This is a genomic window from Streptomyces sp. NBC_00887, assembly GCF_045207585.1.
Genome location: NZ_CP108788.1, coordinates 6,948,594 through 6,970,919, shown reverse-complemented (window position 1 = coordinate 6,970,919; position 22,326 = coordinate 6,948,594). Strand labels below are relative to the sequence as shown.

The window sequence follows — 22,326 nt, the reverse complement described above, 5'->3', positions numbered from 1 at the left end:
AGCCTCAACAGATGCATCTGGCAGAGGAGGCGGCATGCAGCCTCTCCTCTTTCGCTCTGGGCCCGCTGGGCCCCCTTGTCATGGAGTCGTTCATGTCGACCTACGCCCACTCCCGCCGCCGTTCCATCCTGCGTGCCGCGGTTGCCACCGCCGCTCTGACGGGTGCCCTCCTCGCTCCGGGTGCGGCCGCATTCGCCGCCGACGCCCCGAAGGCCGGCACCTCCGCGGGGACCACGGCGCCGGCGACGGACGGGGAACTGGTCGGCCACCCCGTGCTGGCCGACGGTCTCAAGGGCGATCTGTGGAAGAAGGGCGAGGGCTGGTACTACCTGGACCTCCACACCGACAGCGGCATGCCCATCGCCTCCCTCCGTGTGGGCGGGCCCAGCAAGAAGACCCAGGACGGCCAGCAGGTCCACGGCATGTGGGTCACCCTGGACCAGAGCGGCCAGGTCCACTCCTGGAACAACCCCGCCACCGGCCACGGCTTCGATGCCGGCGGCACGGAGAGCCGCAAGGGGTGCACCGTCACCTGGCACATGGGCACCCCCTTCGAAGGCGTCAGCCTGAACCTGTCCAACAGCCCCTCCGGGCCGGTCGCCAAGGTCATCGACGCCAAGACCTCCCAGACCCTGGCCACGCTCACCCGCACCAACCGGACCGGCCTCGCCGGCGGCGCCCGCATCAAGGACAGCGACGACCCCAAGACCCCCAACTTCCAGATGCGCGTCACCGGCGGCCAGATCCCCTGGGAGGGAGTCTCCTTCCCCAAGACCCCCGAGGGCTGCGACACCGAGCCCGCCGCCCAGCCCACCCCTGCCACCAAGCCCACGCCGCACGCCACGGCCTCCGCCGGGAAGCCCGCCCCCGCCGTCTCCGCCCAGACCGCGGTCGTGCCCCGTGGCGGCGTCGCAGCAGGTGCCGAAATCGCGCAGGAGGACACCGGCGAAACCACCGTCCTGATCGCAGGCGGCGCGAGCACCCTCGGTGCGGCCGGAGCCGGGTTCATCGTCCTGCGCCGCCGCTCCGCCCGGCAGAACTGAACCACCCGATCACCAGCAGCGGAGGACCGCGAGGAGGGGCACCCGATCAAGGGTGCCCCTCCTCGCGGATCGTGGCCCCTGTGGGAGGTGGGGCCGTTCTGGCGTGTGCTGCTCCAGCGGAACGCGGTGCTGCCGGCCGCGGATGCCGAACCGTCCGTGTGCGCCGTGCCGTTGAACCTGCGGGCCTTCGTGGACACGGCCGACCCGTACGGGTGCGGGGCCCAGGGGTTCAAGGTGGGCGGTACGCCGTCCTGGGCGCAGGGTCCCGCGCACTTCAGGTGTGCGTGCGGCGCTGATCCGGTCCACGTCTGCCAGATGCCCGAGAGCATGGAGTTCGCCGTCCTCCCGGGCCAACCGGTGCAGCCGGACGGCGTCGATGTGGGCACCTACCTGCTGTTCCTCGGCAACGAGGTCTACTTTCTGGCCTGCCCGGACCACTGCGATCCGGCAACGGTCCGGCCCGTGAACCAGAACTGACACTGCGCGCCTGAGCCACTGTCGACCACCGATCAGCGTGGCAACGGGTACCTCACGCGCTTCAGAACGGACCGTCAATCCCGCGTTACACACCGTGTGATGTGGGTAAAGGATGTGCCTGGTGTGTCGATATTCCTTCGGTTCTGATTGAACTGGGCACAAGATGTTCACTAGGGTCGGCTGCGGATCTTCGCACGATTGATCACCCATCCGGGGTGGCAGCGAAGACACCGTCGAGTCCGTGACGTGCACGGAGCCGGGATTCACCGTCCCCACAGCCCGGCAGGCGGCTCGAGGAGGAAGGAGTCGCCTTCGTGGCGTCCCACCGTCGTCCCAAAACGCCGAGCCGCACCCGCGTGACCGTGCTCACCGCGACCGCCGCCGCTGCCGTCGCACTGACCTCCCAGGCGGCCCACGCCGACCCCAAGCCGACCAAGAACGAGGTCAAGGCGAAGGTCGACAAGCTCTACCACGAGGCCGAGGCCGCCACCGAGAAGTACAACGGGGCCAAGGAGCAGCAGGACAAGCTCAAGAAGCAGGTCGACGCGATCCAGGACAAGGTCGCCCGCGAGCAGGCCGACCTCAACACCCTCCGGCGCGAACTCGGTGCGATCGCCACCGCGCAGTACCGGTCCGGTGGAATCGACCCCTCGGTGCAGCTCTTCCTCGCCTCGGACCCGGACAGCTTCCTCGACCAGGCCTCCGCGCTGGACCAGTTGACGGCCAAGCAGGCCGAGTCGCTCCAGAAGATCAAGGCCAAGCAGCGGACCCTCGCGCAGCAGCGCAAGGAGGCCCAGGAGAAGCTCGGCACCCTCGCCGACGTGCGCGAGGCGCTCGGCAAGAACAAGCAGAAGTTCCAGAGCAAGCTCGGCGAGGCCCAGCGCCTGCTGAACACCCTGACCGCCGCCGAGCGCGCCACGATGGCCGAGGGCGAGCAGCGCGCCAGTCGCGCCGCCGGTGACCGGGTCGAACTCGGCAACGAGGTCCCCGCGTCCGCCCTCGGCGCCGCCGCCCTCCAGGCCGCCGACACGCGTGTGGGCATGCCGTACGTCCGCACGGCCACGGGCCCCAACTCGTTCGACTGCTCGGGTCTGACCCAGTGGGCCTACGCCCAGGCCGGTGTCGAGATCACCCGCACCACGTTCACCCAGATCAACAGGGGCACCCGCATCGCGCGCAGCCAGCTGAAGCCGGGCGACCTGGTGTTCTTCAGCAACACCTCGCACGTGGGCCTCTACGCGGGCAACAATACCGTGCTGCACGCCCCGTACCCGGGCGCCTACGTCCGCTACGAATCGATGAGCACCATCGGCAGCTACCAGGCCGCAGTGCGCATCTGATCCCCGTACCGGCCCGAATCTCGGGTCCCGGGTCCCGGGTCCCGGGACCCGAGCTTCGGAAGGGTCCGTTCGCTCGTTCGAGGGTACGGAGAGGGGCCCCGGCCCGGCGCTCGAGCTTCGGGATCCGGGGGTCGGGATCCGAGGTCCGGGATTCGAGCCGTGTCCTTCACCCGGTAGGTAAAAGAAGGGTAGGGAAGAACCTCCCCACCCTCCCCGACCCGTCACGGCCAGCAAGTATGACTAATCGTGACCGACTTGCGGCGGAGTGTCGCGCCTGCTTACGGTTCCCACAACTGAACGACCCCGACGCGGTGTTAGCAGCACCAGGCCGGGGTCTCACCCCAAGATCGAAAAGAGCGATCTCGTGGCTACCGAGCAGCCTAACTCCGCCCTGCACGCACCCGCACGCCCCTCCCGCCCGTACCGGAAAGCCCACCGCGGCTACGGCAAGCGCTCCGCACCCGGCCAACGCCCGCCCGGGGCCGCCGATTTCGCGATGCTGCCGGAGCGCGAGCGGTACATCGCCGGATACGTCGACCTCCTGCCCGACGGTGCGGCCATGGACATCAAATCGCTGGCCAAGGACCTTCCCCTGTACGGGCAGATGGCCATCGGCACCGCCCTGCGCGCCCTCGGGGTTGCCGGGCATCTGCGCCACGTACGGTGCCGGGTCGAGGCCCTCGGACAGAGCCGCTGGGTCACCCTCACCTTCTGGTCGCGCACCGCCCGCGACAACGAATGGTGGGCCGCCCACCTCGACGCCGAGAGCGTCCGGGCAGCCGGGACGACTGCGACCACTCCCCCGCTCACCACGGAACCGGTCGAAGCGGCCGAGCCCGCGGTCGCCGTCACCGTCGCCGTACCGCAGCAACGGACTCCGGACCCGGCGCCGGTCGACGGCCCCTCCCCCGCGTACCTCGCCCTGGCCCGGCTGGGCCGCACCGAACCCCGGCTCGCGCTCTCCGCCTCCGACTGCGCCGCCCTGGAAGACCTGGCCGCAGCCTGGCTCGTACGCGGCGTGAGCGCCGACTACCTCACCCAGGCACTCGTCTCCGGGCTTCCTGCCCAGGTCGGCTCCCCCGTCGGATTCGTACGCCGCCGGCTCCTCGACAAGATCCCGGCCCGGCTGCCCGACGCCGCACCCGCACCGGACACCCCGGCGCGCCGCCTGCTGGTCGAGTGCACCGAATGCGGCCGCCCGGGACCCGCCGAGTCGCTGCCCGACGGTCTCTGCCGCCCCTGCCGCGCACCCGCCCCGGCGGAGCAGGAGTCCCCGGCGGGCCTGCCCACCGAGCGCGATGTCCGCAGTTACGTCGACGTACTGCGCGGCAAGCACCGCATGCCCTCGTAACCGCCGGAAACGGGCCTCAGAGGAAGCACTCCAGGATCAGCGGCAGGTCCTCCAGCCACTCCTGGAGGCGCGCCCGCCTGCGAGCGGCGATCAGGCACACGTGGGTGGCGCCGCTGTGGAGGCGGACCGTGACCTTGAGGTGCTTGGATCCCTCGGCCGCGTACTCGACCGTGCTGATCTCGCTCCAGGTGAACTGCAGTTCCCCGGCCGCCGAGTCGAACGCGACGCCCATGGCGTCGATCAGAAGGGAACTCTCCGGGGCAACCGCGACGAAGACCAGGTCGGAGTCATCCGACGCAGCGCCCACGGAGGCGAGTTCGGTCGGGGCCTGGTGCAGCGGGACGGCGCCGAACGGGGCATAGGAGGGTGGTGCGGGTACCACCACCGTCGGGGAACCGCCCGCGACTGCCGGGGCCAGCAGGTCCAACAACCTGCCTGGGGAGGGCCGTTGTGTCGGATCCTTCGCCAGACACGACGCCAGGACCGGCCGCATGCCCTCCGGCACCGCAGTCAGATCCGGCGGCGCGTGCACGGACCGGTACATCAGGCCCATCGGCGTACCCGCCCCGAACGCGCTGCCGCCCGCCGCCGCGACGAGCACGGCACCCAGAGCGAACACATCGGCGGCGCCGCCGACTTCCAGCCCCTCCGCCTGTTCGGGCGCCAGGAACCCCGGCGTCCCGAAGGCCATACCGGTGGCCGTCAGGCGGGTCGACTCCAGCGCCCGCGCGATACCGAAGTCCAGGACCCGCGGGCCGTCCGCCGCCATGATGATGTTCCCGGGCTTCAGATCGCGGTGCACCAGGCCGCAGCTGTGGATCGCCACCAGCGCCTCGGCGAGCGCGGCACCCAGCTGCCGAAGCCGCACCTCGCCCATCGGCCCCTCCGCCTCGAGCAGCGCGGCGAGCGTGGGCCCGGGAACGTACGCCGTGGCAAGCCAGGGCGCCGCAGCCGCCGGGTCGGCGTCCACCACCTGGGCCGTGTGGAAGCCGCCCACGCTGCGCGCGGCCGCGACCTCGGCGCGGAAGCGCTCCCGGAAGTGCGGGTCGGCCGCGAGTTCCGAGCGGGCCACCTTCACGGCCACCGCACGCCCGCCGCGCGAACGCGCCAGATACACGGTGCCCATCCCGCCGGCCCCCAACTGCCGCTCCACGGAATACCCGCCGATGTACTGCGGCAGGTCCGCATCGTTCGCCCCGTACCCCATGCGCTGTGTGTCTCCCTCTGTGCTCCGGCGGCCCAGTATGGCGCCCAGGCACCCTCAGGTCCGCCGGATCCGCGTCGCCGTCCTGACCAGGATGATCTCAATCGCGCAGGCACACACGACGGCTACCGGGAGCATCGCCGAGGCCGGGAGGATTCCCCTGATGCGCACCGGCCCCTATCCACGTCGGTCGACGTGTTCGTCCACGTGCCGGCTGCTCCTGCCGTCGTCCTGACCTGTGCCGCCGGGTTCCTGCACCGGTGGGACCCGTACGGCCAACTGCCTCGGAACGCCGCAGGTTCGGGCCGAGGACCAACCTCCACAGCAACGCGGAACGGCGCGGGGTGAACCGTGCTGCAGGGAGATCAGGTCGATTCGCGCACCACGAGTTCGTTCGGCATGATCACCGGCCCTGTGGGGCCGCCGTCGATCAGGCCGAGGAGCAGGTGGACGGCGGCGGTCGCCTGGTCGGCCATCGGGCTGCGCACCGAGGTGAGCGCGGGACTGGTGTAGGAGGCGGCTTCTATGTCGTCGAAGCCGATGACCGCCACGTCTTCGGGGACGCGTCGGCCCGCTTGATGGAGGGTGCGCAGGGCTCCGATCGCCATCAGGTCGTTGGCTGCGAACACCGCATCGAGGTCCGGATCGTCCTCCAGGAGCTGCCGCATGGCTTCGGCGCCGGAGGCTCTGGTGAAGTCGCCCAGTGCCACGATGGAGCGACGGCCGGTGTCACGCAGCGTCCGACGGTAGCCATCGAGGCGCTCACGCGCCTCGTACAGTTCGAGCGGCCCGGTGATGGTGGCGATCCGGCGACGCCCGCGCTCCAGGAGATGACGCACGGCCAGCGCCGCTCCGCCGGCGTTGTCCAGCGCCACGTACGGGACCTCCTGCGCGGAGGTGCGGTTGAAGGACACGACAGGCAGGCCCTGCCGGGCCAGTGCGGCCGGCAACGGATCCGTACCGTGCAGGGCGACCAGGAGCACGCCGTCCACATGCCCGCCGGCGATGTACTGCACCACTCTGGTCCGGCTCCGGTCCGATTCCGCGAGCATGAGCACGAGCCGTTTACCCGACGTCTCGAGCTCTCTGCTGACGGCGCGGACCACGGCGGAGAAGAGGGGGTCGTCGGAGACGACTCCTTGAGGCGGGTCGGAGACCACGACGGCGAGCGTGTCCGTGCGGCGGGTGACGAGATTACGTGCGGCGCCGTTGGGCACGTAGCCCAATTCGGCTACGGCGCGCATGACGACGTCTCGGATCTGCGGGGCGACCGTCGTCTCGCCGTTGATGACACGGGAGACGCTCGATTTGGACACGCCCGCTCGGGCGGCGACCACTTCGAGAGTGGGGCGTTTCATACCTGTCCGTCCCCTGTGCCGCCGCCCGGGTTCGTGCGCGGGGCGAGATTTCTCATCGGGGCGACCTCCGGCTCTGCTTCATGGCGATGTGAGCAGCGTATCCGCAGGCCGGGGCGGCATGAGCATGCCCGGGAGTGCGTCTCCCTCCACGCAACCCCCCGTGACCGCCGGACTGCCACGTAGGGCGCGAGAGACCGCTCCCTCCGCGTGTCACTGGTGTTACGTCATTGTTTTTTCGAGGTGAAAGAGGCCTTGACAGCCTTCACCAGCCCCTCCATTCTCCCTCTCAGGGAGCGCTCCCTGACATCCCCCACTTGAGTCCCCCACTTGAGGAGTCGCCCATGCCAGCGCTGCTGCGTCGCTTCGGCTTATTTCTGGCCCTCGCGGCCTCACTGCTCGCTTTCCTCACTCTCCCCGCCCCTTCCGCTCAGGCGGCGGAGGTCCTGCTCTCTCAGGCGAAGCCCGCCACCGCCTCGAGTACCGAGGGAGTCTTCGTGGCTCGGAGCGCCGTCGACGGCGACCCCGGGACGCGCTGGTCCAGCGCCTTCGCCGACCCGCAGTGGATTCAGATCGACCTCGGGGCAAGTGCCGGCATCAGCCGGGTCGTCCTCAACTGGGAAGCCGCGTACGGCACGGCGTTCAGGATCGAGGTATCGAGCGACGCGGAGAGGTGGACCGTCGTCCACCAGACGGCCACGGGCACGGGCGGCACCCAGAACCTGGCCGTTTCCGGCACCGGCCGCTATGTGCGCATGTACGGGACGCAGCGTGCCACCGGTTACGGCTACTCGCTGTGGGAGTTCAAGGTGTACGGCACTGCTGGTGCCGGCGGTGACGCCGGCCAACTGCTCTCCTACGGCAGGCCGGGCGCGGCTTCGTCCTCCCAGAGTGACCAGAACTGCTGGGAGTGCACGCCGGCCAGGGCTTTCGACCGGGATCCGGCCTCCCGCTGGTCCACGAGCTCCACCACGGGATGGACCGATCCAGGCTGGATCTCCGTCGATCTCGGGGCGACGGCGCAGATCGACAAGGTCGTCCTGCAGTGGGATCCCGCCTACGCCAAGTCCTTCCAGATCCAGGTCTCGTCGAATGGAGCGGACTGGACACCGATCTATTCGACGACGTCCGGCACGGGCTTCAAACAGACGCTGTCCGTCGCCGGCACCGGCCGCTATGTGCGCATGTACGGGACGCAGCGTGCCACCCCTTACGGCTACTCGCTGTGGGAGTTCCAGGTGTACGGCACCGGCGGCGCTCCGATACAGGCTCCGCCCCTGCCGAGCGACCCCGCGAACCCGCCACGGCTGGTGTGGAGCGACGATTTCGACGGCGCCGCAGGCGGCAGGCCCGACTCCTCGAAGTGGAGGGCCGATCCGGGCACCGGGCCGAACAACGAGCTGGAGTACTACACCGACCACCGCAACGCCGCACTGGACGGGGCGGGGCACCTGGTGATGGAAGCACGCAAGGAGGCCACCGCCGGATCGTCGTGCCCGCCCGACCCGCTGAGCGGCAGCACCACCTGTCAGTACACCTCGGCGCGGATGAACACCGGCGCGACGTTCCAGTTCACCTACGGACGCGTCGAAGCCCGCATCAAGGTGCCCAAGGGCAACGGTCTGTGGCCCGCGTTCTGGATGATGGGCGCCGACTTCCTGACGGGCCGGCCGTGGCCGTACAACGGCGAGGTCGACATCATGGAGGTCCTCGGCAAGGACGTGAAGACCGCTTACTCGACCGTCCACGCGCCCGCCTACAACGGCGGAGGCGGAATCGGCGCGCCGTACACCCTGCCCGGCAACGCCGACTTCTCCGACGACTTCCACACCTGGGCTGCCGACTGGAACAGCAGAGGCATCACCTACAGCCTGGACGGCCGGACCGTCTTCTCCCTGGAGAAGGATCAGGTGGAGCGGACACGGGGACCGTGGATCTTCGACCACCCCCACTACATGATCCTCAACCTGGCGGTCGGAGGCGACTGGCCAGGCCCGACAGACGCCGGCACCCCCTTCCCCGCCAAGATGCTCGTCGACTACGTGCGGGTCTATCAGTAGCCCCCTCCGGCCGCCCGGCGTTCGCCCGGCTCCCGGGCCGCTCCACCCGCCCTTCCGGGGCGGCCAGGGAGCCGGGATCACGCCAGGCGGCACACGCCACTGTCCGCCCCCTGCTCTCCCCTCGCTGTGCTCCGGCAAGAAGCCGGCCCTTCACCCCTGATACCCGTAAGGAAGTGACATGCGCAGATACCCCGTCCCTCTGTACACACTGTTGGTGAACGCTCTGGTGGTCGTACTGGCCGCTGCCCTGAGCCTGACCGTCTCGGCCCAGCGGGCACAGGCCGCGACGGTCACCGTCCAGGCCGAGTCCCACGCAGCCCAGTCGGGTGTCGTGTTGGAGGGGACCGCGGACATCGGAGGCGGGCAGAACGCCGCGTTCCTCGCCGACGGCGACTGGATGCGCTTCGACAACGTCGACCTCGGCGCGGCCGGCCGGCTGACGGTGTCGGCCCGCATCGCCTCCGCCGTCGGCTCGGGCACGGTCGAATTCCGGACCGGCAGCCTGACCGGACCACTGCTCGCTGTCATACCGGTCTCCCCGACCGGCGGTTGGCAGACCTGGGCGACCCAGGCCACCGATGTCACCACCCATCCCACCGGTGCACAGACGGTGTTCGCCGTGCTGCGCAGCACGGCGGCCGGTGACTTCGTCAACATCAACTGGTTCTCCTTCGCCGGCGCGGGCGACAGCCCGGCGGCCGGATGGGTCCCCATCGACCAGGCCAAGTGGAACGCCCAGTTGGCGCAGTTCCGTGCGATGACGCCCGCCGCGGTGCCCGCCGGTATCGTCCGGGTCCCGGAGTTCAACGCCACCTGCTCCTACAGTCACTCCAAGCCGGACGACCCCATCGTCCTGCCGGGCCTGCCCGGTGCGTCCCACATGCACAGCTTCTTCGGCAACAAGAGCACCGACGCGTTCACCACGAATGAGTCGCTGCTGGCCAACAAGCCCACCAGTTGCACCCCTGCCAACGACTTCTCGGCGTACTGGATCCCGACCCTGTACGAAGGCGACAACGCCGTCGAAGCCGAGGGCATGATCGTGTACTACGGTTCCCGGCTCGTCGACCCCTCGGCGACCGTGCCCTTCCCGCAGGGGTTCCGCATGATCGCGGGCAACGCCAAGACCCAGACGCCCACCCCGGCGGGCTCTCCGGGCCAATACTGGTGCGCCGGCGAGGGCGGTGAGATCGGCCGCAGCGCCGACGGCAACTGGCCGCGCTGCGCCCCGAAGGCCCATCTCACCCACCAACTCGTCTTCCCCGACTGCTGGGACGGCAAGAACCTCGACAGTCCCGACCACAAGTCGCATGTGGCGACCACCTACGACGGCAAGTGCAGCGGCGCCTACCCCGTCGCCATCCCCAACCTCTCCTTCGTCGTCAGCTACCCGACCAGCGGCAGCACCGCGGGCTTCCGGCTGGCCTCGGGCATGGCATCGTCCATCCACGGCGATTTCTTCAATGCCTGGGACAACGCCGCTCTCGGACACCGCGTGAAGGACTGCATCAACCAGAAGGCCAAGTGCAACTCGGCCGGTACGTTCTGACCCTGTGGTCGGAATGCGCCGTGGTCATGGCGCTGCCGGCTGTCGGCTGCACCTCGCAGCCGGCAGCCGGCCCATCGCCGTGACCGGCCTTCGACGCCACCGACTCCGCTTGGATCGTGTCGATGATCCGATGGCCGAGCGGGCGCAGCTCCTGACCGACCGGGCGCAGCTCCTGACCGACCGGGCGCAGCTCCTGACCGACCGGGCGCTGCGACGGCTCGCCTTCGCCGCGGCCGCCGACTCCCCCGACCTGCTCGAAAGCGTGCCCAGCCGTGCCGCGCTCGGCCTCGCCGAGGCGTCGGCCGACCGGCCGGCGCCGCTCTCACTGACCGGCCGGCTGCGCCCCTGCGACCCGGCGATGGCTGCCGAACAGTTCCTCGCCACGCTCACGGGACCGCTGGAAGCCTGCTCCCGCCTGGGCACCCGTAAGGTCCCGGCCGCCCGGACCGCCGCGATCGCGGCCGCCGCCGTCGACACCAGGGCAGGCAGGCATTGCCTGATCCGGCATCAGCCACGTCGAGGAGGACGTGTCGCACCGCGACCGAGCATCCCCCTGGCCGGAATCCCCATGTCCCGGTCCTGGACGGCCCGCCGGTAGGGTCGGCCGGAGGAGAGCGCTGATCTGGGGGACTCATGACGGCAGCGGGTGCACCGCCCATCATCTTCGTACACGGGACGCGGTTCAGCGCGGGACAGTGGAGTCCACAGCTCGCCGCACTCCAGGAGGACTTCCGGGTGGTTGCCGTCGACCTGCCCGGGCACGGCGCCCGCTCCGCCCAGCCCTGGAGCCTGAACGCGGCGACGGAGATCATCGCTTCCGCGGTGGACTCGCTCGGCTGCGGACCGGCTCTCGTCGTCGGCCACTCGCTCGGCGGATACGCCTCGCTGGAGTTCGCGCGGCGCTGCCCCGAGCAGCTGCGAGGGCTGGTCCTCGCCGGGGCCAGTGCCTCGACCCGTGGCCCGTGGGCAAGGCCGTACCGGTGGGCCGCCGGGCTCGTCCCTCGCATACCGGCGGACCGCCTGACCCGGTGGAACGACCGGTTGCTGCGCCGGCTCTACCCACCCGAGGTGGTGGACGCGACCATCCTGTCCGGTTACGCCTTCCACACCCTGCCGGCCGCCTGGGGCGAGGTGCTGGGCCGCTTCGACGCAGGTGCGATGCGTCATGTGGCGGCTCCCGTGCTCATCCTGAACGGTGAGAAGGACACCGTCTTCCGGTCCGGCGAGTCGGACTTCGCCCGCGCCCATCCGTACGCCCGCGTCGAATTGATCCCGCGGGCAGGACATCTCGCGAACTTCGATGATCCAGTGGCCTTCACCGATGCGGTCCGCCGCTTCGCCCAGCAGCTGCCCGCTCCCGGCTGAACTCGCCGGAGCCCGGTCCGTCAGGGCTTCCCGGGCGCAGTGCGAAGGTCGAGGAGCTGTTGGGTGTGCCCTGGCACGTGACTCTCGGCGAGGCCGTCGATGAGGCTCGACAGCGGGATCGGCCGGTCCAGCACCAACTCGTCGTTGGACAGGAGGAGCGTCGGCACCAGGACCGAGGCGGCTTGCTCGTTGAGCCGATCGGCGATGTCGCAGAGGACGGCGGCCTGGCTGCGGACGTGATCGATCAGGTCCGCCCTGCCCGAGTGCTCGGCGATGATCCGCTCAAGATTCCAGGTGTCGAGGGAGATCCGGTTGTCGAAGGCGGGCCGAGCACCGGCCACAACTCCGAGAGCGACCGCCGCGGTTGCGGCGTCGACACTGAGGAGATGGGCCAGGACCTGGTCGGCGTTCCACCCTCCGTCGTCGGCGTCGCCGAGGTCGGGGACGGCCGCGGCGTCGAGCAACCTGCCGTAGGCGCTGCGCAGCGCTGTCGTATCCATGGGTACCTCCTCAGTCGGGTTGCGTCGAGGGCGAATCCCGCTCGGCCGCCTCGGCTGCCTCCGCGACGCGTTTGATGTCGGCCAGCCGCCGGTCCCAGTCGGTGGCGAGCGTGGCCATCCACCGTGCCGTCGCGTCCAGCGCCGCGGGCCGCACCGTGTAGCGGACCTCGCGTCCGACCCGGCCGCCGGTCACCAGACCGGCGGCATCGAGAACGGCGAGGTGCTTGACCACCGCCTGGCGTGAGACGGGGAGCCCTTCGGCGAGCGTCGTCGCGGTGGCCTCGCCCTGTGCGGCGAGCAGATCGAGCAGCCGGCGTCGCGTCGGATCGGCCAGTGCGCCGAGGACGCTGTCGACGACCTCGGCCGCGCCGGGATGTTCTTCCGTCACGTGGAGGGCTGTTCCGCGCGGGCCTTGAGCGCGTCGAGCTCCAGAGGCCAGCCTCCGCTGTGGTCCTTGAGGTTCTGGCTGCGCAGCTCCTGGGAACCCGCCAGCGCCGCGAACCCGCTCTCGACGACGCGCAGCCGCGTCCGGTCGCCCTCCTGGGCCAAGGTGAACTCCACGAGGGTGCTGTTGTTCTCGCGCAGCTCCTCCCCGGGGAAAGCGCTGGTCCAGCGGTACGCCAGGTACGTCGGCGGCTCGACCTTCTCCACCCGTACCGGGAAGTCGCCGTGCTCGGGGTGCTTCGCGATCAGCACCGCCCCTTCCTCGGCCACCGTGCCGGGCAGGCTCGCCTTGTCGGCCACCCAGAACCCGGGCTGGGCCACCAGCGACCAGACCCGTTCCAGGGAGGCCTCGATCAGGGTTTCGCGTTCGATCCGGTCCTCGCTCATGAGCTGACTCCGTTCATCGCCGCTTCATTACGTGCAACCCCAGAGTTGCACAGCAGCGATTTGAACGCAACCTGAAGGTTGCACCTCGTGTCGCCCCGCGAGGTTCAGACGAGGGCGGCGACCAGCAGGGCAAAGGCGGCGATGATGACGGCGACGCGGACGTAGTGGAAGCGGTCCCAGCGGTTCATCTGCTGCTTCCAGTCCGCGGGCCGGTTCTCAGGGGTCCACGTCTTGCCCTGGTTGTTGATCGGGACGAGCAGCAGGACCGACATGATCACGCTGAGGATCAGCAGCCCGCCGGCGGTGACCACGAGGCCGGTGCCGTGGCGGTCCCATTCGGCGACGGCCCAGACCGCGACGAGGACCAGCGAGCTTATATACCAGACCGGCATCACGGCGCCGAGCATCCGGCCCCCGTGCGCGCGGCCGAGTTGGTCACTGTCGTCGGGGAGCGCGTCGAGGATCCGGTTGATGACGAAGGCGACAGAGAACTCCACCCCCACCATCACGCCGACGCTCACGACGGTGAAGACCTGGAGTGCGTTGATCATGATGACCTCTCCTGCAATCTAGCGTTGCTAGCTGATGAGGCAACGCTAGCGCTAATGCCGCTTGATTGTCTAGCGGTGCTAGGATCGAGTCATGTCGGTACAGGAACGCAAGGAGCGCGAACGGGCGGTACGCGAGCGCCTCATCGTGGCGACGGCCCGCGAACTCGCCGAGCAGCTGGGCTGGGACGCGGTCACCACTCGTCGGCTCGCCGAGCGCATCGAGTACAGCCAGCCCGTCCTCTACAGCCACTTCCGCGGCAAGCGCGAGATCATCGGCGCCGTCGCCCTCGAAGGCGCTTGCGACCTGGCCGCGGCGGTTCGGGCCGCGACCTCCGCCGCGAACGGCCCGCGCGCCCGGGTCAGCGCACTCGCCGGTGCCTACCTCGACTTCGCCGCGCGCAATCCGGCGGTCTACGACGCCATGTTCCAGCTCGACGGCGGCCTGGCGTTCGCGGACGAGGAGACCCCGGAGCCTCTGAAGGACGCCTTCGCCGCCCTGCTGGAGACTCTCGCCGAGGTCGCCGGGGAGGGCGTCCACCCGGGACTGTTCACCGAGGTGTTCTGGGCGTCCCTGCACGGCCTGGCGACCCTGACCCGGGCGGGACGGCTGCCCCCGGAAGAGGCCGAGCGGAGAGCCGAGCTGGTGGTGGACCGGCTCGCGGTGGTCTGACGCGTCGTAGGGCCGAGCAGCAGGGGCCTTCGGGCCCGGCTGCCTGTGCCATCGCTCCCCCAGCACGGGCCTCCAGGTCCTGTCCGATGGGTCGAGGCCGGCGTGACTGAGTGAAGATGGCGCCCATGGCCACCGAACTTGTGCAGATCCCCATCGATCAACTTCGTCGTGCTCTCGACGCGGCGCTTCGGCACATCGAGGCGTCAGCCGGGCCCACCGTGACGCTCAAGGAAGACCTCTTCTGGTCTGTTTCAGCCGACGAGCTCTACAGCATGGGCACCGAACCCCAGGCCCTCACGATCGGACAGCTTTCGGAGTCTTGGCAGCACGTTGAGGATCTGCTTGCTCACCAGGACCGGGCCGTGGGTTACCACTTGGTGTGGCTTGCCGATGTGATCCGGGCGATCGGCCAGGACGTTCCCTGACAGGGCTCTGAAATGCCAGGCCACATCGCCACCGGACGACCACGGAAACCGGAACCCACACGGGTTCGTTGCCGGAAGAGAATTCCGTTGATCACCCTGCGGTGGCCCTTCCAGCGCCCACCTCGCCCTCCGTTCATCGGCAGATGCGGCTCCAACCGGGCCCACTACTGATCCGACAGATCACCTCGCCCCCCACGAGTCAGAACGATTCTCGGGTGGACGGGTCACCCGACCCATCGGACAAGCCCTGGTAGGGGCCTCCGCGAAAGAGCATGCTGCCGCTGTGACGCGGCCGGTCGCCGCGTTCGTGGGCCGCGTCCGAACGGTCGGCGGGGGCCGGGAGGCGGGCGAGGGCCCGGAGGGTCTCCAGGCCCGCCAGCACACCGTCACGGCGCGCCGCGGACTTCATCCAGGCAGGCAGTCGGGCGAACATCCCCATCGTCGGGGAGGCGTGACGCTCGCGCAGCCGGGCGCCCACATAGGCGGCGAGGGCATCCACGTGCTCCTCGTCGTAGGCCCACAGGATCCGTCCCGCGCAGCGGGTCTGAAGCCAGAGCGGCCGCCGGAAGAATGGGTCCTCGGTGCCGCCGGGCACCGCGCCGACCAGCCCGGCGCCCCGCTCCTCGGCCGTCCATTCGGCGACCGCCCCGCAGCCGGCGCAGGTGAGGCGGCGGGGCCGGAAGAGGAGCGCGTCGAAGTACTTCGGGGCCTCCAGGCCGGGCAGCGGCTCGACGAGCGCGCGGCCACCGCACCCCGGGCAGACCACGAGCACCCGGCCGGTGAACCTGACGAGCCACTGACCGTGGTCGTGATGGCGGACCGGTTCCGGGCGCGAGGGCTCTGAGCTCATGACGGACACCCTGCCAGGCCCGAACCACCCCGGCGACGGGGATACGACGAACCCGCGGCACCCACCACGGTGTTCAGCGGCTGTCGCGCTCGATCTCGTCCAACCGCCTCCGCGCATGCGCGCGTTCGGGCTCCGTGCCTGCCAGACCGAGTGCCTCCCGGTACGCATCCGTGGCCTCCGCGCGGCGGCCGAGGCGGTGCAGCAGATCGGCACGCGCGGTCGCGTAGGGGTGGTAGGAGCGCAGCCTCGGCTCGTCGGCCAGTTCGTCCAGGAGGGCCAGCCCGGCCTCGGGCCCGTCGCGCATCGCCACCGCCGCGGCCCGGTTCACAGCGACGACCGGCGACGGGGCGAGTGCCTGCAGCACGTCGTAGAGCGCCACGATCTGCGGCCAGTCGGTGGCCGCGACGGAATCGGCCTCGTCGTGCAGTGCCGCGATGGCGGCCTGCACCCCGTACGGGCCGGGCGGGCCGCCCTCCAGTGCGGTGACCACCAGGCGGGTGCCCTCCTCGATCATCGCGGCGTCCCAGCGGCCCCGGTCCTGTTCGTCCAGCAGCACGATCTCCCCGTCGGGTCCCGTCCTGGCCTCGCGCCGGGCATGGATCAGCAGCATCAGCGCGAGCAGCCCGGCCGTCTCCCGCTCGGCGGGCAGCAGCCTGTGCAGGATCCGGGCCAGCCTGATGGCCTCCTCCGCCAGGGCGACCCGCTGCAACTGCGGGCCCGAGCATGCCGCGTACCCCTCCGTGAAGATCGAATAGAGGACCTGGAGCACCCCCGGCAGGCGCTCCGGCAGCTCGTCCGCGCCGGGCACACGGAACGGGATGCGGGCCTCGCGGATCTTCTTCTTGGCCCGCACGATCCGCTGCGCCATCGTCGTCGGCGGTACGAGGAAGGCCCGCGCGACCTCGGGGGTCGTCAGGCCCGCCAGACAGCGCAGGGTCAGCGCGCTCCGGTCCTCGGCGCCGAGCGCCGGGTGGGCGCACGTGAAGAAGAGCTGCAGCCGCTCGTCGGGGAGACCGCCGTCCACGTCGGCGGGCGGGGCATGGCCGGCCCGGTCCGCCTCCACCTGCAGGACGGCCAGCCGGGCGGCGTACGCCTGGTCGCGGCGCAGCCGGTCGACGGCCTTGCGCCGGGCCGTCGTCAGCAGCCAGGCACCGGGCCTGGCCGGTACGCCGTCGACCGGCCAGTGCACCAGGGCCGCCTCGATGGCGTCGGAGGTGACCTCCTCGGCCAGGTCCAGGTCGCCGAAGCGACGGACGAGGGAAGCCAGCAGCCGTCCGTGCTCCTCGCGGAAGACCGACGCGACGGAGGACACCGCAGGCGGCCCGTCCTCCGGCGCCCGGGGTCCGGTGGCTCCCTCGTCCATGACGGTCAGGCCCCGAAGTCGGCGACCGGCCGCACGACGACCGACCCGCTGCCGCGCGCGCCCGGGCACCGTGCGGCCCAGTCGAGGGCGACATCGAGATCCGGTACGTCGATGACGAGGAAGCCGCCCAGGACCTCACGGGTCTCGGCGAAGGGCCCGTCCGTGACGGTCCGCTCCCCGGTGGGCCCGACACGGACCGTCGTGGCGGTGACCAGGTCGGCGAGCGACTCACCGGAGACGAGGATCCCGGCGTCCTTGACCTCCTTGTCGTAGGCCATCCAGTCCTCGACCGTGCATTCGGCAGCGCCACCGCTCTCGTCGGTCGCACCGCTGTGGATCAGCAACATGTACTTCATGGTCCGGCTCCTGTCGCGCTTTGTCATGCTCTGTCTTGCATCCGGTACACGTTCTCCGTGTACACCATGACGACGTACGGGACCCCGGCGTATCGACACGCCCTTCCAAGATTCTTTGTCCGCCCGTCGAGTGGAGCGCCGGGGGGGGGCGACGAGCAGAGACCCTGGTAACCGGGCTTGCGGTTGCCGCAGCGGCAACTTCTACCGTCGTGAACAGGGCCGGAGAGACCGGCCCAGGTGAAGCACTTGTGAGGGAGGCGGGCGATGGCCTGGCCGATTGCGGAGGTCGCCCGGATGTCCGGGGTGACGGCCCGCACGCTGCGGCACTACGACGAAGTCGGACTGCTGCCGCCTGCCTGGATCGGGACCAACGGCCACCGCTACTACGCGGCACTTGGGCGCACGCACGTTCGGCGACTGCGTCGTCGAGGTTCGACGTGTCCCACGGCCGCAGCACGGCCCCACCGGCTCGGACCGGGTTCCGCTCCACGGGGATCCGGAGTTCCGCCGCGGGTCACGCCCTGCGCCCGTGAGGGCGACGGGCGGACCGGGCTACGAGGGCTCCAGGAGGCCCGTGTCCGCCGGGGCGGCGGGCGGTGCGGCGCTCAGGGGCAGGAGCTCGGGGCGCTTCGCGGTGCGGCCGTCGCCGGAGGACCTGCCGCGCAGACGCCGTCCGAGCCAGGGGCCGAGGAACCCGGCCGCCCAGCGCAGTTCGGCCCGTGCGGCCTGCAGGCCCGAGGGAACGGTCTGCGGCGGCAGCGGGAGCGTCCAGTTGTCGTCGCTTCCCGGCAGACCGACGGCCCGGGCGACGGCTGCGGCGATCCGCTCGTGGCCGAGCGGGCTCGCGTGCAGCCGGTCCTCGCTCCACATCCGCGGGTCGGTGGCGACGGCCTGCGGTGCGATGTCGGCGACCGTGACGCCGTGCCGGGCCGCCGCCGCGCGGATGCGGGCGTTCATGTCGAAGACGCGGGACCTGACCGGCCGGGCGATCGGCGCGATCTTCCCCACGTCGGGAAAGGTCATCGTCACCACATGGGCCCCGGCCGCCGTGAGCGCGGCGAACATCTCCTCCAGGTGGCCCGCCACCTCCTCGGCGTCGAAACCGGGCCTGAGCAGGTCGTTGACCCCGGCGAGCACGGTGGCGAGGTCGGGGCGCAGGGCCAGCGCGGGGCCCAGCTGTTCCGCGCGGACCTGGCCGGCGACACGTCCCCGTACAGCCAGATTGGCGTACTGGAGACCGGGGTTGGCGGCCGCGACCCGCGCGGCGAAGAGGTCGGCCCAGCCCCGCAGGCCGGTGGCGTCGTCGCCGTCGCCGACCCCTTCGGTCTGACTGTCGCCCAGTGCGACGTATCGCAGGTACTCACCGCTCGGCACGGGTCGTCCGCCTCTCTCTCAGTACGTTCGCGATCCGCAGGCACCAGTCCCGGTGCCCCTCCTCGAAGGCGAGGCCGCGCAGGCACGTCAGGTACGGACCGACTCGCTCGCCCGTGCGCAGGTACTCCTCCTCGCCCATGTCGCCGCGGAACTGCCGCAGCAGATTGCCCAGGAGCTCGATCTTGGCCTCGGCCGCGGACGCCCGCTCCTCCAGCTGTTCGATCACCGGTTCGGTGCCGATGCGGTCGGCGGCCTGGACCTTGACGAGCAGGTCGTCGCGGATGAACGACGGCTTCGACACGTCCGCGGCGAACCGTTCCAGCTCGGCGCGGCCGGCGTCGGTGACGTGGAAGAGGCGTTTGTTGGGCCGGGTCTCCTGGATCACCTGCCGTCCTGCGACCAGCCCGTCCTTCTCCAGCCTGGCCAGCTCCATGTACAGCTGCTGGGGCAGGGCGTGCCAGAAGTTCGCGACTCCGATGTCGAACGCCTTCGCCAACTGATATCCGCTGTACTCACCGTCCAGCAGTGCTGCCAGCACGGCATGCCGCAAGGCCATCGAAGCGCTCCTTATCCCGTTTCTGGTCCGCCCTCCATCATACTCAAGAAATTGTCTAGTCATACCCTTGAGCATGGGAGGGAAATCGCGTGGAGGAGTACGGCGCCGGCTACGAGGATGACGGGATGAGCAACCACGTGACTCCCGTAGAAGCCTTGCTTGTTGTCGACGTCCAGGACGCTGCCGTCGCCGGTGACGGAGCCCTGCCGGACGCCGTCGGGCTCCTGGACCGGACGACGGACCTGATCGCACGGGCACGGCGGGCCGGGGCACTCGTCGTCCACCTGCAGAACGACGGGCAGCCCGGAGCGGGCGACGAGCCCCACACGCCCGGCTGGGAGCTCCACCTCCCCGTCGAGGCCGGCCCCACGGAGACCGTGATCCGCAAGACCCACGACGACGGGTTCAAGGAGACGGCACTGGGGGACGTACTGGCCGGTGCGGGAGTGCGATCGCTCGCCGTCTGCGGACTGATGTCCGAGATGTGCGTCCAGGCGACGGCCCGTACCGCCCTGGCGCTCGGCTACCGGGTCGTGCTTCCGCACGACGCCCACGCCACACATGACATCCCGGCCGCCCCCGGAATCAGCGGGGTGATCCCGGCCGCCGTGGTCTCGCGGGTTGCCGCGTGGGCCATCAGCGGGGGCACCGACGTCACGACGCAGGCCTCGGACGTCGGCTTCACCGCGCCATCCCGGCCCAACTCCCCTACGGCCGCCTGACGGTACGCGTTCCTCGACGCACGGCAGCATTGAACGAAAACTTTCGAAGCGTTGACCGAAATCTGTCGGAGAGCTAGCCTGCCGCCTGAATCGCTGGGCGCACGTGAGGACACGGTCCATGTACATGGACCGAACTCCCCGCTTGCCCCTCCTTCTTCATGCCCTGCTTCCCCCACCCGCGCAGAGGGAGCACCACCGTGAACCGAAGATCATCGATCCTCAGCCTGCTCGCCACCGCTGCGCTCGCCGCCACGGTCGCCACCCCCGCGATCGGAGCCGGGGAAGGCGGCCACGGGCCGGGCAGCTCCCCGGGGCCGACGGAACGGAACGCCCGCTGGGTGAGCACCTGGACGTCCATGCCGCAGCTGACGGAGCCGGGCAACATGCCTCCGGCGCCGTTCACCCGGGAGGGCTCCGTGCTGACGGACGCCACCCTGCGGCAGACCGTCCACGTCTCGGCCGGCGGCGAGCACATCCGGCTGCGCTTCTCCAACGCGTTCGGCGGCACGGTGCTGCCGATCACCAAGGTGACCGTGGCCCTGCCGCGCGACGGCAAGGCCGGAACCAGTGCGGTCCAGCCGGGAACCACGCACGAGGTGACCTTCCAGGGGCACTCCTCGGTCTCGGTGCCGGCCGGTGCGCAGGCGGTCTCCGACCCGCTGGACTTCCGGCTCGAGCCGGGGTCCAACCTCACCGCGACGGCCTATCTGGCCAACGGCCAGGCCTCCACCGCGATCACCTCGCACCCCGGCTCCCGTACGACCTCCTACCTGCAGGCCGGGAACCACGTCGGCGACACGGACCTCACCGGGGCGACGCCCACCGACCACTGGTACTTCCTCAGCGGCGTCGAGGTCTGGTCCAGGAACACCACCTCGGCCGCCGTCGTGCTCGGTGACTCGCTGACCGACGGCCGGGGCTCCACCACCAACATGAACGACCGCTGGCCCGACCTCCTGCAGAAGCGCCTCAAGGCCGGTCCGGCCACCGCGAAGGCCGCGATCGTCAACCAGGCGGCCGGCGGCAACAGGCTGCTCAACGACGGCCTGGGCCCCAACGGCCTGGCCCGCCTGGACCGCGACGTCCTGGCACAGAGCGGCGTCGACTGGCTGCTCGTCTTCGAGGGCGTCAACGACATCGGCACGGCCGAGGCATCACCGGCCGCCCAGAAGCAGGTCGCGGCCGACGTCATCGCCGCGTACGAGCAGATCATCACCCGGGCCCACACCCAGGGCATCCGCGTGTACGGGGCGACGCTCACCCCCATCGGCGCCAACACCGGGTACGACGACCCCGACGGCCACCGCGAGGAGGCACGGCAGACCGTCAACACCTGGATCCGTACGAGCGGCCGCTTCGACAGCGTGCTCGACTTCGACCGGGCCGTACGCGACCCGCTCGCCCCCACCCGGCTCCGGGCCTCGTTCGACACCGGCGACCACCTCCACCTCAACCCCGCGGGCTACCAGGCCCTGGCCGACGCGGTCCCCACCCGGCTGTTCCAACAGGCTCCGCTTCCCCGGGGCTTCGGCTACAACTGACCGCTGGCTAGGGTCGGTGCCATGATCGACCCCTCCCACCTTGCCGCCGTCCGGGACTCGTACGACACCGTCGCCACGACCTACGCCGTACGGGTCCCGCGGCCCGCCGAACTCGACCCGCTGAACCGTGCGGTGCTGGCCGCCTTCGCCGAACTGGTGCTCGCCGGGGGAAACAGCCGGGTCGCGGACCTCGGCTGCGGCCCCGGCCTGGTGACGGCGCACCTGGCGTCGCTGGGCCTGGACGCGTTCGGCATCGACCTGTCCCCCTCGATGGTCGGGATCGCCCGGGAGGGCAACCCCGGTCTGCGGTTCGCGGAAGGTTCGATGACCGCGCTGGACCTCGCGGACGACGAACTGGGCGGCATCCTGGCCTGGTACTCCACCCACCACACCCCACCGGACCAACTGCCGCGCGTGTTCGCCGAGTTCCACCGCACCCTGGCGCCCGGCGGACATGTGCTCCTCGGTGGGTACATCGGCGAGGACGAACACCTGACCCCCGCCGAGGCCTACGGCCACCCGGTGTCCTATCGCTCCTACTTCCTGCCGCTGGACCGCCTCGCGGAGCTGCTGCGCGGGGCGGGTCTCGTCGTCGCGGCGCGCCTGGAACAGGCGCCCAGCGGGCGGGCGAAACGACCCGACGTCTGCATCGTGGCCCGGAAGCCCGAACCGCCCGTAAGCCCCTGAGCCGCGCGGCGCCCGGCGCCGCCGTGCGCCGCGGCGCCGATCGCGACATCCTCGCAGCGGCGGTAAATTGTCGACATCAGCGCCACCGGACCCGTACCGGGCCGAGCGCGGCCCGCCAGGCGTGCGGCACGGCCGACTTGCGGCGCAGCCGATCCG

General features: G+C 70.6%; 24 protein-coding genes and 1 pseudogene. 14 read left to right on the top strand and 11 right to left on the bottom strand.

Annotated features, from left to right (window positions below; all coding sequences use genetic code 11):
- Positions 1-92 precede the first annotated feature (92 nt).
- The 4 genes from OG844_RS31835 (at position 93) to OG844_RS31820 (ending at position 4,211) form a co-directional block, all read left to right on the top strand.
- Complete coding sequence (locus OG844_RS31835) at positions 93-1,043, top strand: hypothetical protein (protein WP_406394934.1); 951 nt, start codon at positions 93-95, stop codon at positions 1,041-1,043.
- Between the two features lie 87 nt (positions 1,044-1,130).
- Positions 1,131-1,520 carry a hypothetical protein gene (locus OG844_RS31830; protein WP_406394932.1) on the top strand — a complete coding sequence of 130 codons (390 nt, stop codon included), beginning with the start codon at positions 1,131-1,133 and terminating at the stop codon, positions 1,518-1,520.
- Positions 1,521-1,834: 314 nt separating this feature from the next.
- On the top strand, positions 1,835-2,860 hold the full coding sequence (locus OG844_RS31825) for an NlpC/P60 family protein (RefSeq protein WP_406394931.1): 1,026 nt from the start codon (positions 1,835-1,837) through the stop codon (positions 2,858-2,860).
- Positions 2,861-3,224: 364 nt separating this feature from the next.
- Positions 3,225-4,211, top strand: a complete 987-nt coding sequence (locus OG844_RS31820) for a MarR family transcriptional regulator (RefSeq protein WP_406394929.1) — start codon at positions 3,225-3,227, stop codon at positions 4,209-4,211.
- A gap of 16 nt (positions 4,212-4,227) precedes the next feature.
- Here OG844_RS31820 and OG844_RS31815 read toward each other — a convergent pair whose 3' ends face one another.
- A complete protein-coding gene (locus tag OG844_RS31815) occupies positions 4,228-5,418 on the bottom strand; it encodes a serine/threonine-protein kinase (RefSeq protein WP_406394927.1) in 1,191 nt (396 codons plus the stop codon).
- Between the two features lie 362 nt (positions 5,419-5,780).
- On the bottom strand, positions 5,781-6,773 hold the full coding sequence (locus OG844_RS31810) for a LacI family DNA-binding transcriptional regulator (RefSeq protein WP_406394925.1): 993 nt from the start codon (positions 6,771-6,773) through the stop codon (positions 5,781-5,783).
- 341 nt (positions 6,774-7,114) lie between these two features.
- On the opposite strand from OG844_RS31810, the gene OG844_RS31805 reads away from it, so the two are divergent.
- From OG844_RS31805 to OG844_RS31790, 4 genes are all read left to right on the top strand, one after another.
- Entirely contained in the window at positions 7,115-8,830 is a 1,716-nt protein-coding gene (locus OG844_RS31805; RefSeq protein WP_406394923.1) for a discoidin domain-containing protein, read from the top strand.
- A gap of 178 nt (positions 8,831-9,008) precedes the next feature.
- Positions 9,009-10,379, top strand: a complete 1,371-nt coding sequence (locus OG844_RS31800) for a DUF1996 domain-containing protein (RefSeq protein ID WP_406394920.1) — start codon at positions 9,009-9,011, stop codon at positions 10,377-10,379.
- 109 nt (positions 10,380-10,488) lie between these two features.
- Positions 10,489-10,977: a TetR/AcrR family transcriptional regulator C-terminal domain-containing protein gene (locus OG844_RS31795; RefSeq protein WP_406394918.1), complete on the top strand. Its 489-nt coding sequence runs from the start codon at positions 10,489-10,491 to the stop codon at positions 10,975-10,977.
- A gap of 35 nt (positions 10,978-11,012) precedes the next feature.
- Positions 11,013-11,744, top strand: coding sequence for an alpha/beta fold hydrolase (locus tag OG844_RS31790; RefSeq protein WP_406394916.1), 732 nt, complete (start codon positions 11,013-11,015; stop codon positions 11,742-11,744).
- A 20-nt stretch (positions 11,745-11,764) separates the two neighbouring features.
- On the opposite strand, the gene OG844_RS31785 is transcribed toward OG844_RS31790, so the two are convergent.
- From OG844_RS31785 to OG844_RS31770, 4 genes are all read right to left on the bottom strand, one after another.
- Complete coding sequence (locus OG844_RS31785; protein ID WP_406394914.1) at positions 11,765-12,244, bottom strand: hypothetical protein; 480 nt, start codon at positions 12,242-12,244, stop codon at positions 11,765-11,767.
- A gap of 10 nt (positions 12,245-12,254) precedes the next feature.
- The gene (locus OG844_RS31780; RefSeq protein WP_406394913.1) at positions 12,255-12,632 is read right to left on the bottom strand and encodes an ArsR/SmtB family transcription factor; all 378 of its coding nucleotides are present in this window, start codon (positions 12,630-12,632) and stop codon (positions 12,255-12,257) included.
- Positions 12,629-13,075 (bottom strand): SRPBCC domain-containing protein, encoded by a 447-nt coding sequence (locus OG844_RS31775; RefSeq protein WP_406394911.1) that lies wholly within the window; start codon positions 13,073-13,075, stop codon positions 12,629-12,631. The genes OG844_RS31780 and OG844_RS31775 overlap by 4 nt, the downstream gene beginning before the upstream one ends.
- A gap of 104 nt (positions 13,076-13,179) precedes the next feature.
- Positions 13,180-13,626, bottom strand: coding sequence for an anthrone oxygenase family protein (locus OG844_RS31770; protein ID WP_406394910.1), 447 nt, complete (start codon positions 13,624-13,626; stop codon positions 13,180-13,182).
- 91 nt (positions 13,627-13,717) lie between these two features.
- Here OG844_RS31770 and OG844_RS31765 point away from each other — a divergent pair, with 91 nt between their 5' ends.
- Positions 13,718-14,296, top strand: coding sequence for a TetR/AcrR family transcriptional regulator (locus tag OG844_RS31765; RefSeq protein ID WP_406394908.1), 579 nt, complete (start codon positions 13,718-13,720; stop codon positions 14,294-14,296).
- 125 nt (positions 14,297-14,421) lie between these two features.
- Positions 14,422-14,721, top strand: a complete 300-nt coding sequence (locus tag OG844_RS31760; RefSeq protein WP_406394906.1) for a hypothetical protein — start codon at positions 14,422-14,424, stop codon at positions 14,719-14,721.
- Between the two features lie 199 nt (positions 14,722-14,920).
- Here OG844_RS31760 and OG844_RS31755 read toward each other — a convergent pair whose 3' ends face one another.
- The 3 genes from OG844_RS31755 to OG844_RS31745 all read right to left on the bottom strand — a co-directional run bounded on the left by OG844_RS31755 (position 14,921) and on the right by OG844_RS31745 (position 17,290).
- On the bottom strand, positions 14,921-15,571 hold the full coding sequence (locus OG844_RS31755; protein ID WP_406394905.1) for a hypothetical protein: 651 nt from the start codon (positions 15,569-15,571) through the stop codon (positions 14,921-14,923).
- A 73-nt stretch (positions 15,572-15,644) separates the two neighbouring features.
- A complete protein-coding gene (locus OG844_RS31750; RefSeq protein WP_406394904.1) occupies positions 15,645-16,934 on the bottom strand; it encodes an RNA polymerase sigma factor in 1,290 nt (429 codons plus the stop codon).
- Positions 16,935-16,939: 5 nt separating this feature from the next.
- The gene (locus OG844_RS31745; protein WP_384607576.1) at positions 16,940-17,290 is read right to left on the bottom strand and encodes a YciI family protein; all 351 of its coding nucleotides are present in this window, start codon (positions 17,288-17,290) and stop codon (positions 16,940-16,942) included.
- Positions 17,291-17,554: 264 nt separating this feature from the next.
- On the opposite strand from OG844_RS31745, the pseudogene OG844_RS31740 reads away from it, so the two are divergent.
- A pseudogene (locus tag OG844_RS31740) lies at positions 17,555-17,701 on the top strand (MerR family DNA-binding transcriptional regulator); the annotation flags it as partial.
- 141 nt (positions 17,702-17,842) lie between these two features.
- Here the strand turns inward: OG844_RS31740 and OG844_RS31735 are convergent.
- Positions 17,843-18,664, bottom strand: a complete 822-nt coding sequence (locus tag OG844_RS31735) for an SGNH/GDSL hydrolase family protein (protein WP_406394902.1) — start codon at positions 18,662-18,664, stop codon at positions 17,843-17,845.
- Positions 18,651-19,220 carry a PadR family transcriptional regulator gene (locus tag OG844_RS31730; protein ID WP_406394901.1) on the bottom strand — a complete coding sequence of 190 codons (570 nt, stop codon included), beginning with the start codon at positions 19,218-19,220 and terminating at the stop codon, positions 18,651-18,653. Before OG844_RS31730 ends, OG844_RS31735 begins: the two co-directional genes overlap by 14 nt.
- A 125-nt stretch (positions 19,221-19,345) precedes the next feature.
- Here OG844_RS31730 and OG844_RS31725 point away from each other — a divergent pair, with 125 nt between their 5' ends.
- The 3 genes from OG844_RS31725 to OG844_RS31715 all read left to right on the top strand — a co-directional run bounded on the left by OG844_RS31725 (position 19,346) and on the right by OG844_RS31715 (position 22,170).
- Positions 19,346-19,942, top strand: a complete 597-nt coding sequence (locus tag OG844_RS31725) for a cysteine hydrolase family protein (RefSeq protein ID WP_406394899.1) — start codon at positions 19,346-19,348, stop codon at positions 19,940-19,942.
- 158 nt (positions 19,943-20,100) lie between these two features.
- Positions 20,101-21,483: an SGNH/GDSL hydrolase family protein gene (locus OG844_RS31720; protein ID WP_406394897.1), complete on the top strand. Its 1,383-nt coding sequence runs from the start codon at positions 20,101-20,103 to the stop codon at positions 21,481-21,483.
- Between the two features lie 21 nt (positions 21,484-21,504).
- Positions 21,505-22,170, top strand: a complete 666-nt coding sequence (locus OG844_RS31715) for a class I SAM-dependent methyltransferase (protein WP_406394896.1) — start codon at positions 21,505-21,507, stop codon at positions 22,168-22,170.
- The last annotated feature ends 156 nt before the right edge of the window (positions 22,171-22,326 follow it).

Excerpts from the sequence above, each read along its gene's own strand:
- OG844_RS31815 (WP_406394927.1), bottom strand. The coding sequence starts at position 5,418 with ATGGGGTACGGGGCGAACGATGCGGACCTGCCGCAGTACATCGGCGGG.
- OG844_RS31725 (WP_406394899.1), top strand. The coding sequence starts at position 19,346 with ATGAGCAACCACGTGACTCCCGTAGAAGCCTTGCTTGTTGTCGACGTC.
- OG844_RS31835 (WP_406394934.1), top strand. The coding sequence starts at position 93 with ATGTCGACCTACGCCCACTCCCGCCGCCGTTCCATCCTGCGTGCCGCG.
- OG844_RS31765 (WP_406394908.1), top strand. The coding sequence starts at position 13,718 with ATGTCGGTACAGGAACGCAAGGAGCGCGAACGGGCGGTACGCGAGCGC.
- OG844_RS31785 (WP_406394914.1), bottom strand. The coding sequence starts at position 12,244 with ATGGATACGACAGCGCTGCGCAGCGCCTACGGCAGGTTGCTCGACGCC.
- OG844_RS31810 (WP_406394925.1), bottom strand. The coding sequence starts at position 6,773 with ATGAAACGCCCCACTCTCGAAGTGGTCGCCGCCCGAGCGGGCGTGTCC.
- OG844_RS31760 (WP_406394906.1), top strand. The coding sequence starts at position 14,422 with ATGGCCACCGAACTTGTGCAGATCCCCATCGATCAACTTCGTCGTGCT.
- OG844_RS31770 (WP_406394910.1), bottom strand. The coding sequence starts at position 13,626 with ATGATCAACGCACTCCAGGTCTTCACCGTCGTGAGCGTCGGCGTGATG.
- OG844_RS31800 (WP_406394920.1), top strand. The coding sequence starts at position 9,009 with ATGCGCAGATACCCCGTCCCTCTGTACACACTGTTGGTGAACGCTCTG.
- OG844_RS31715 (WP_406394896.1), top strand. The coding sequence starts at position 21,505 with ATGATCGACCCCTCCCACCTTGCCGCCGTCCGGGACTCGTACGACACC.
- OG844_RS31720 (WP_406394897.1), top strand. The coding sequence starts at position 20,101 with ATGCCCTGCTTCCCCCACCCGCGCAGAGGGAGCACCACCGTGAACCGA.
- OG844_RS31790 (WP_406394916.1), top strand. The coding sequence starts at position 11,013 with ATGACGGCAGCGGGTGCACCGCCCATCATCTTCGTACACGGGACGCGG.
- OG844_RS31730 (WP_406394901.1), bottom strand. The coding sequence starts at position 19,220 with ATGGCCTTGCGGCATGCCGTGCTGGCAGCACTGCTGGACGGTGAGTAC.
- OG844_RS31745 (WP_384607576.1), bottom strand. The coding sequence starts at position 17,290 with ATGAAGTACATGTTGCTGATCCACAGCGGTGCGACCGACGAGAGCGGT.
- OG844_RS31805 (WP_406394923.1), top strand. The coding sequence starts at position 7,115 with ATGCCAGCGCTGCTGCGTCGCTTCGGCTTATTTCTGGCCCTCGCGGCC.
- OG844_RS31750 (WP_406394904.1), bottom strand. The coding sequence starts at position 16,934 with ATGGACGAGGGAGCCACCGGACCCCGGGCGCCGGAGGACGGGCCGCCT.
- OG844_RS31755 (WP_406394905.1), bottom strand. The coding sequence starts at position 15,571 with ATGAGCTCAGAGCCCTCGCGCCCGGAACCGGTCCGCCATCACGACCAC.
- OG844_RS31775 (WP_406394911.1), bottom strand. The coding sequence starts at position 13,075 with ATGAGCGAGGACCGGATCGAACGCGAAACCCTGATCGAGGCCTCCCTG.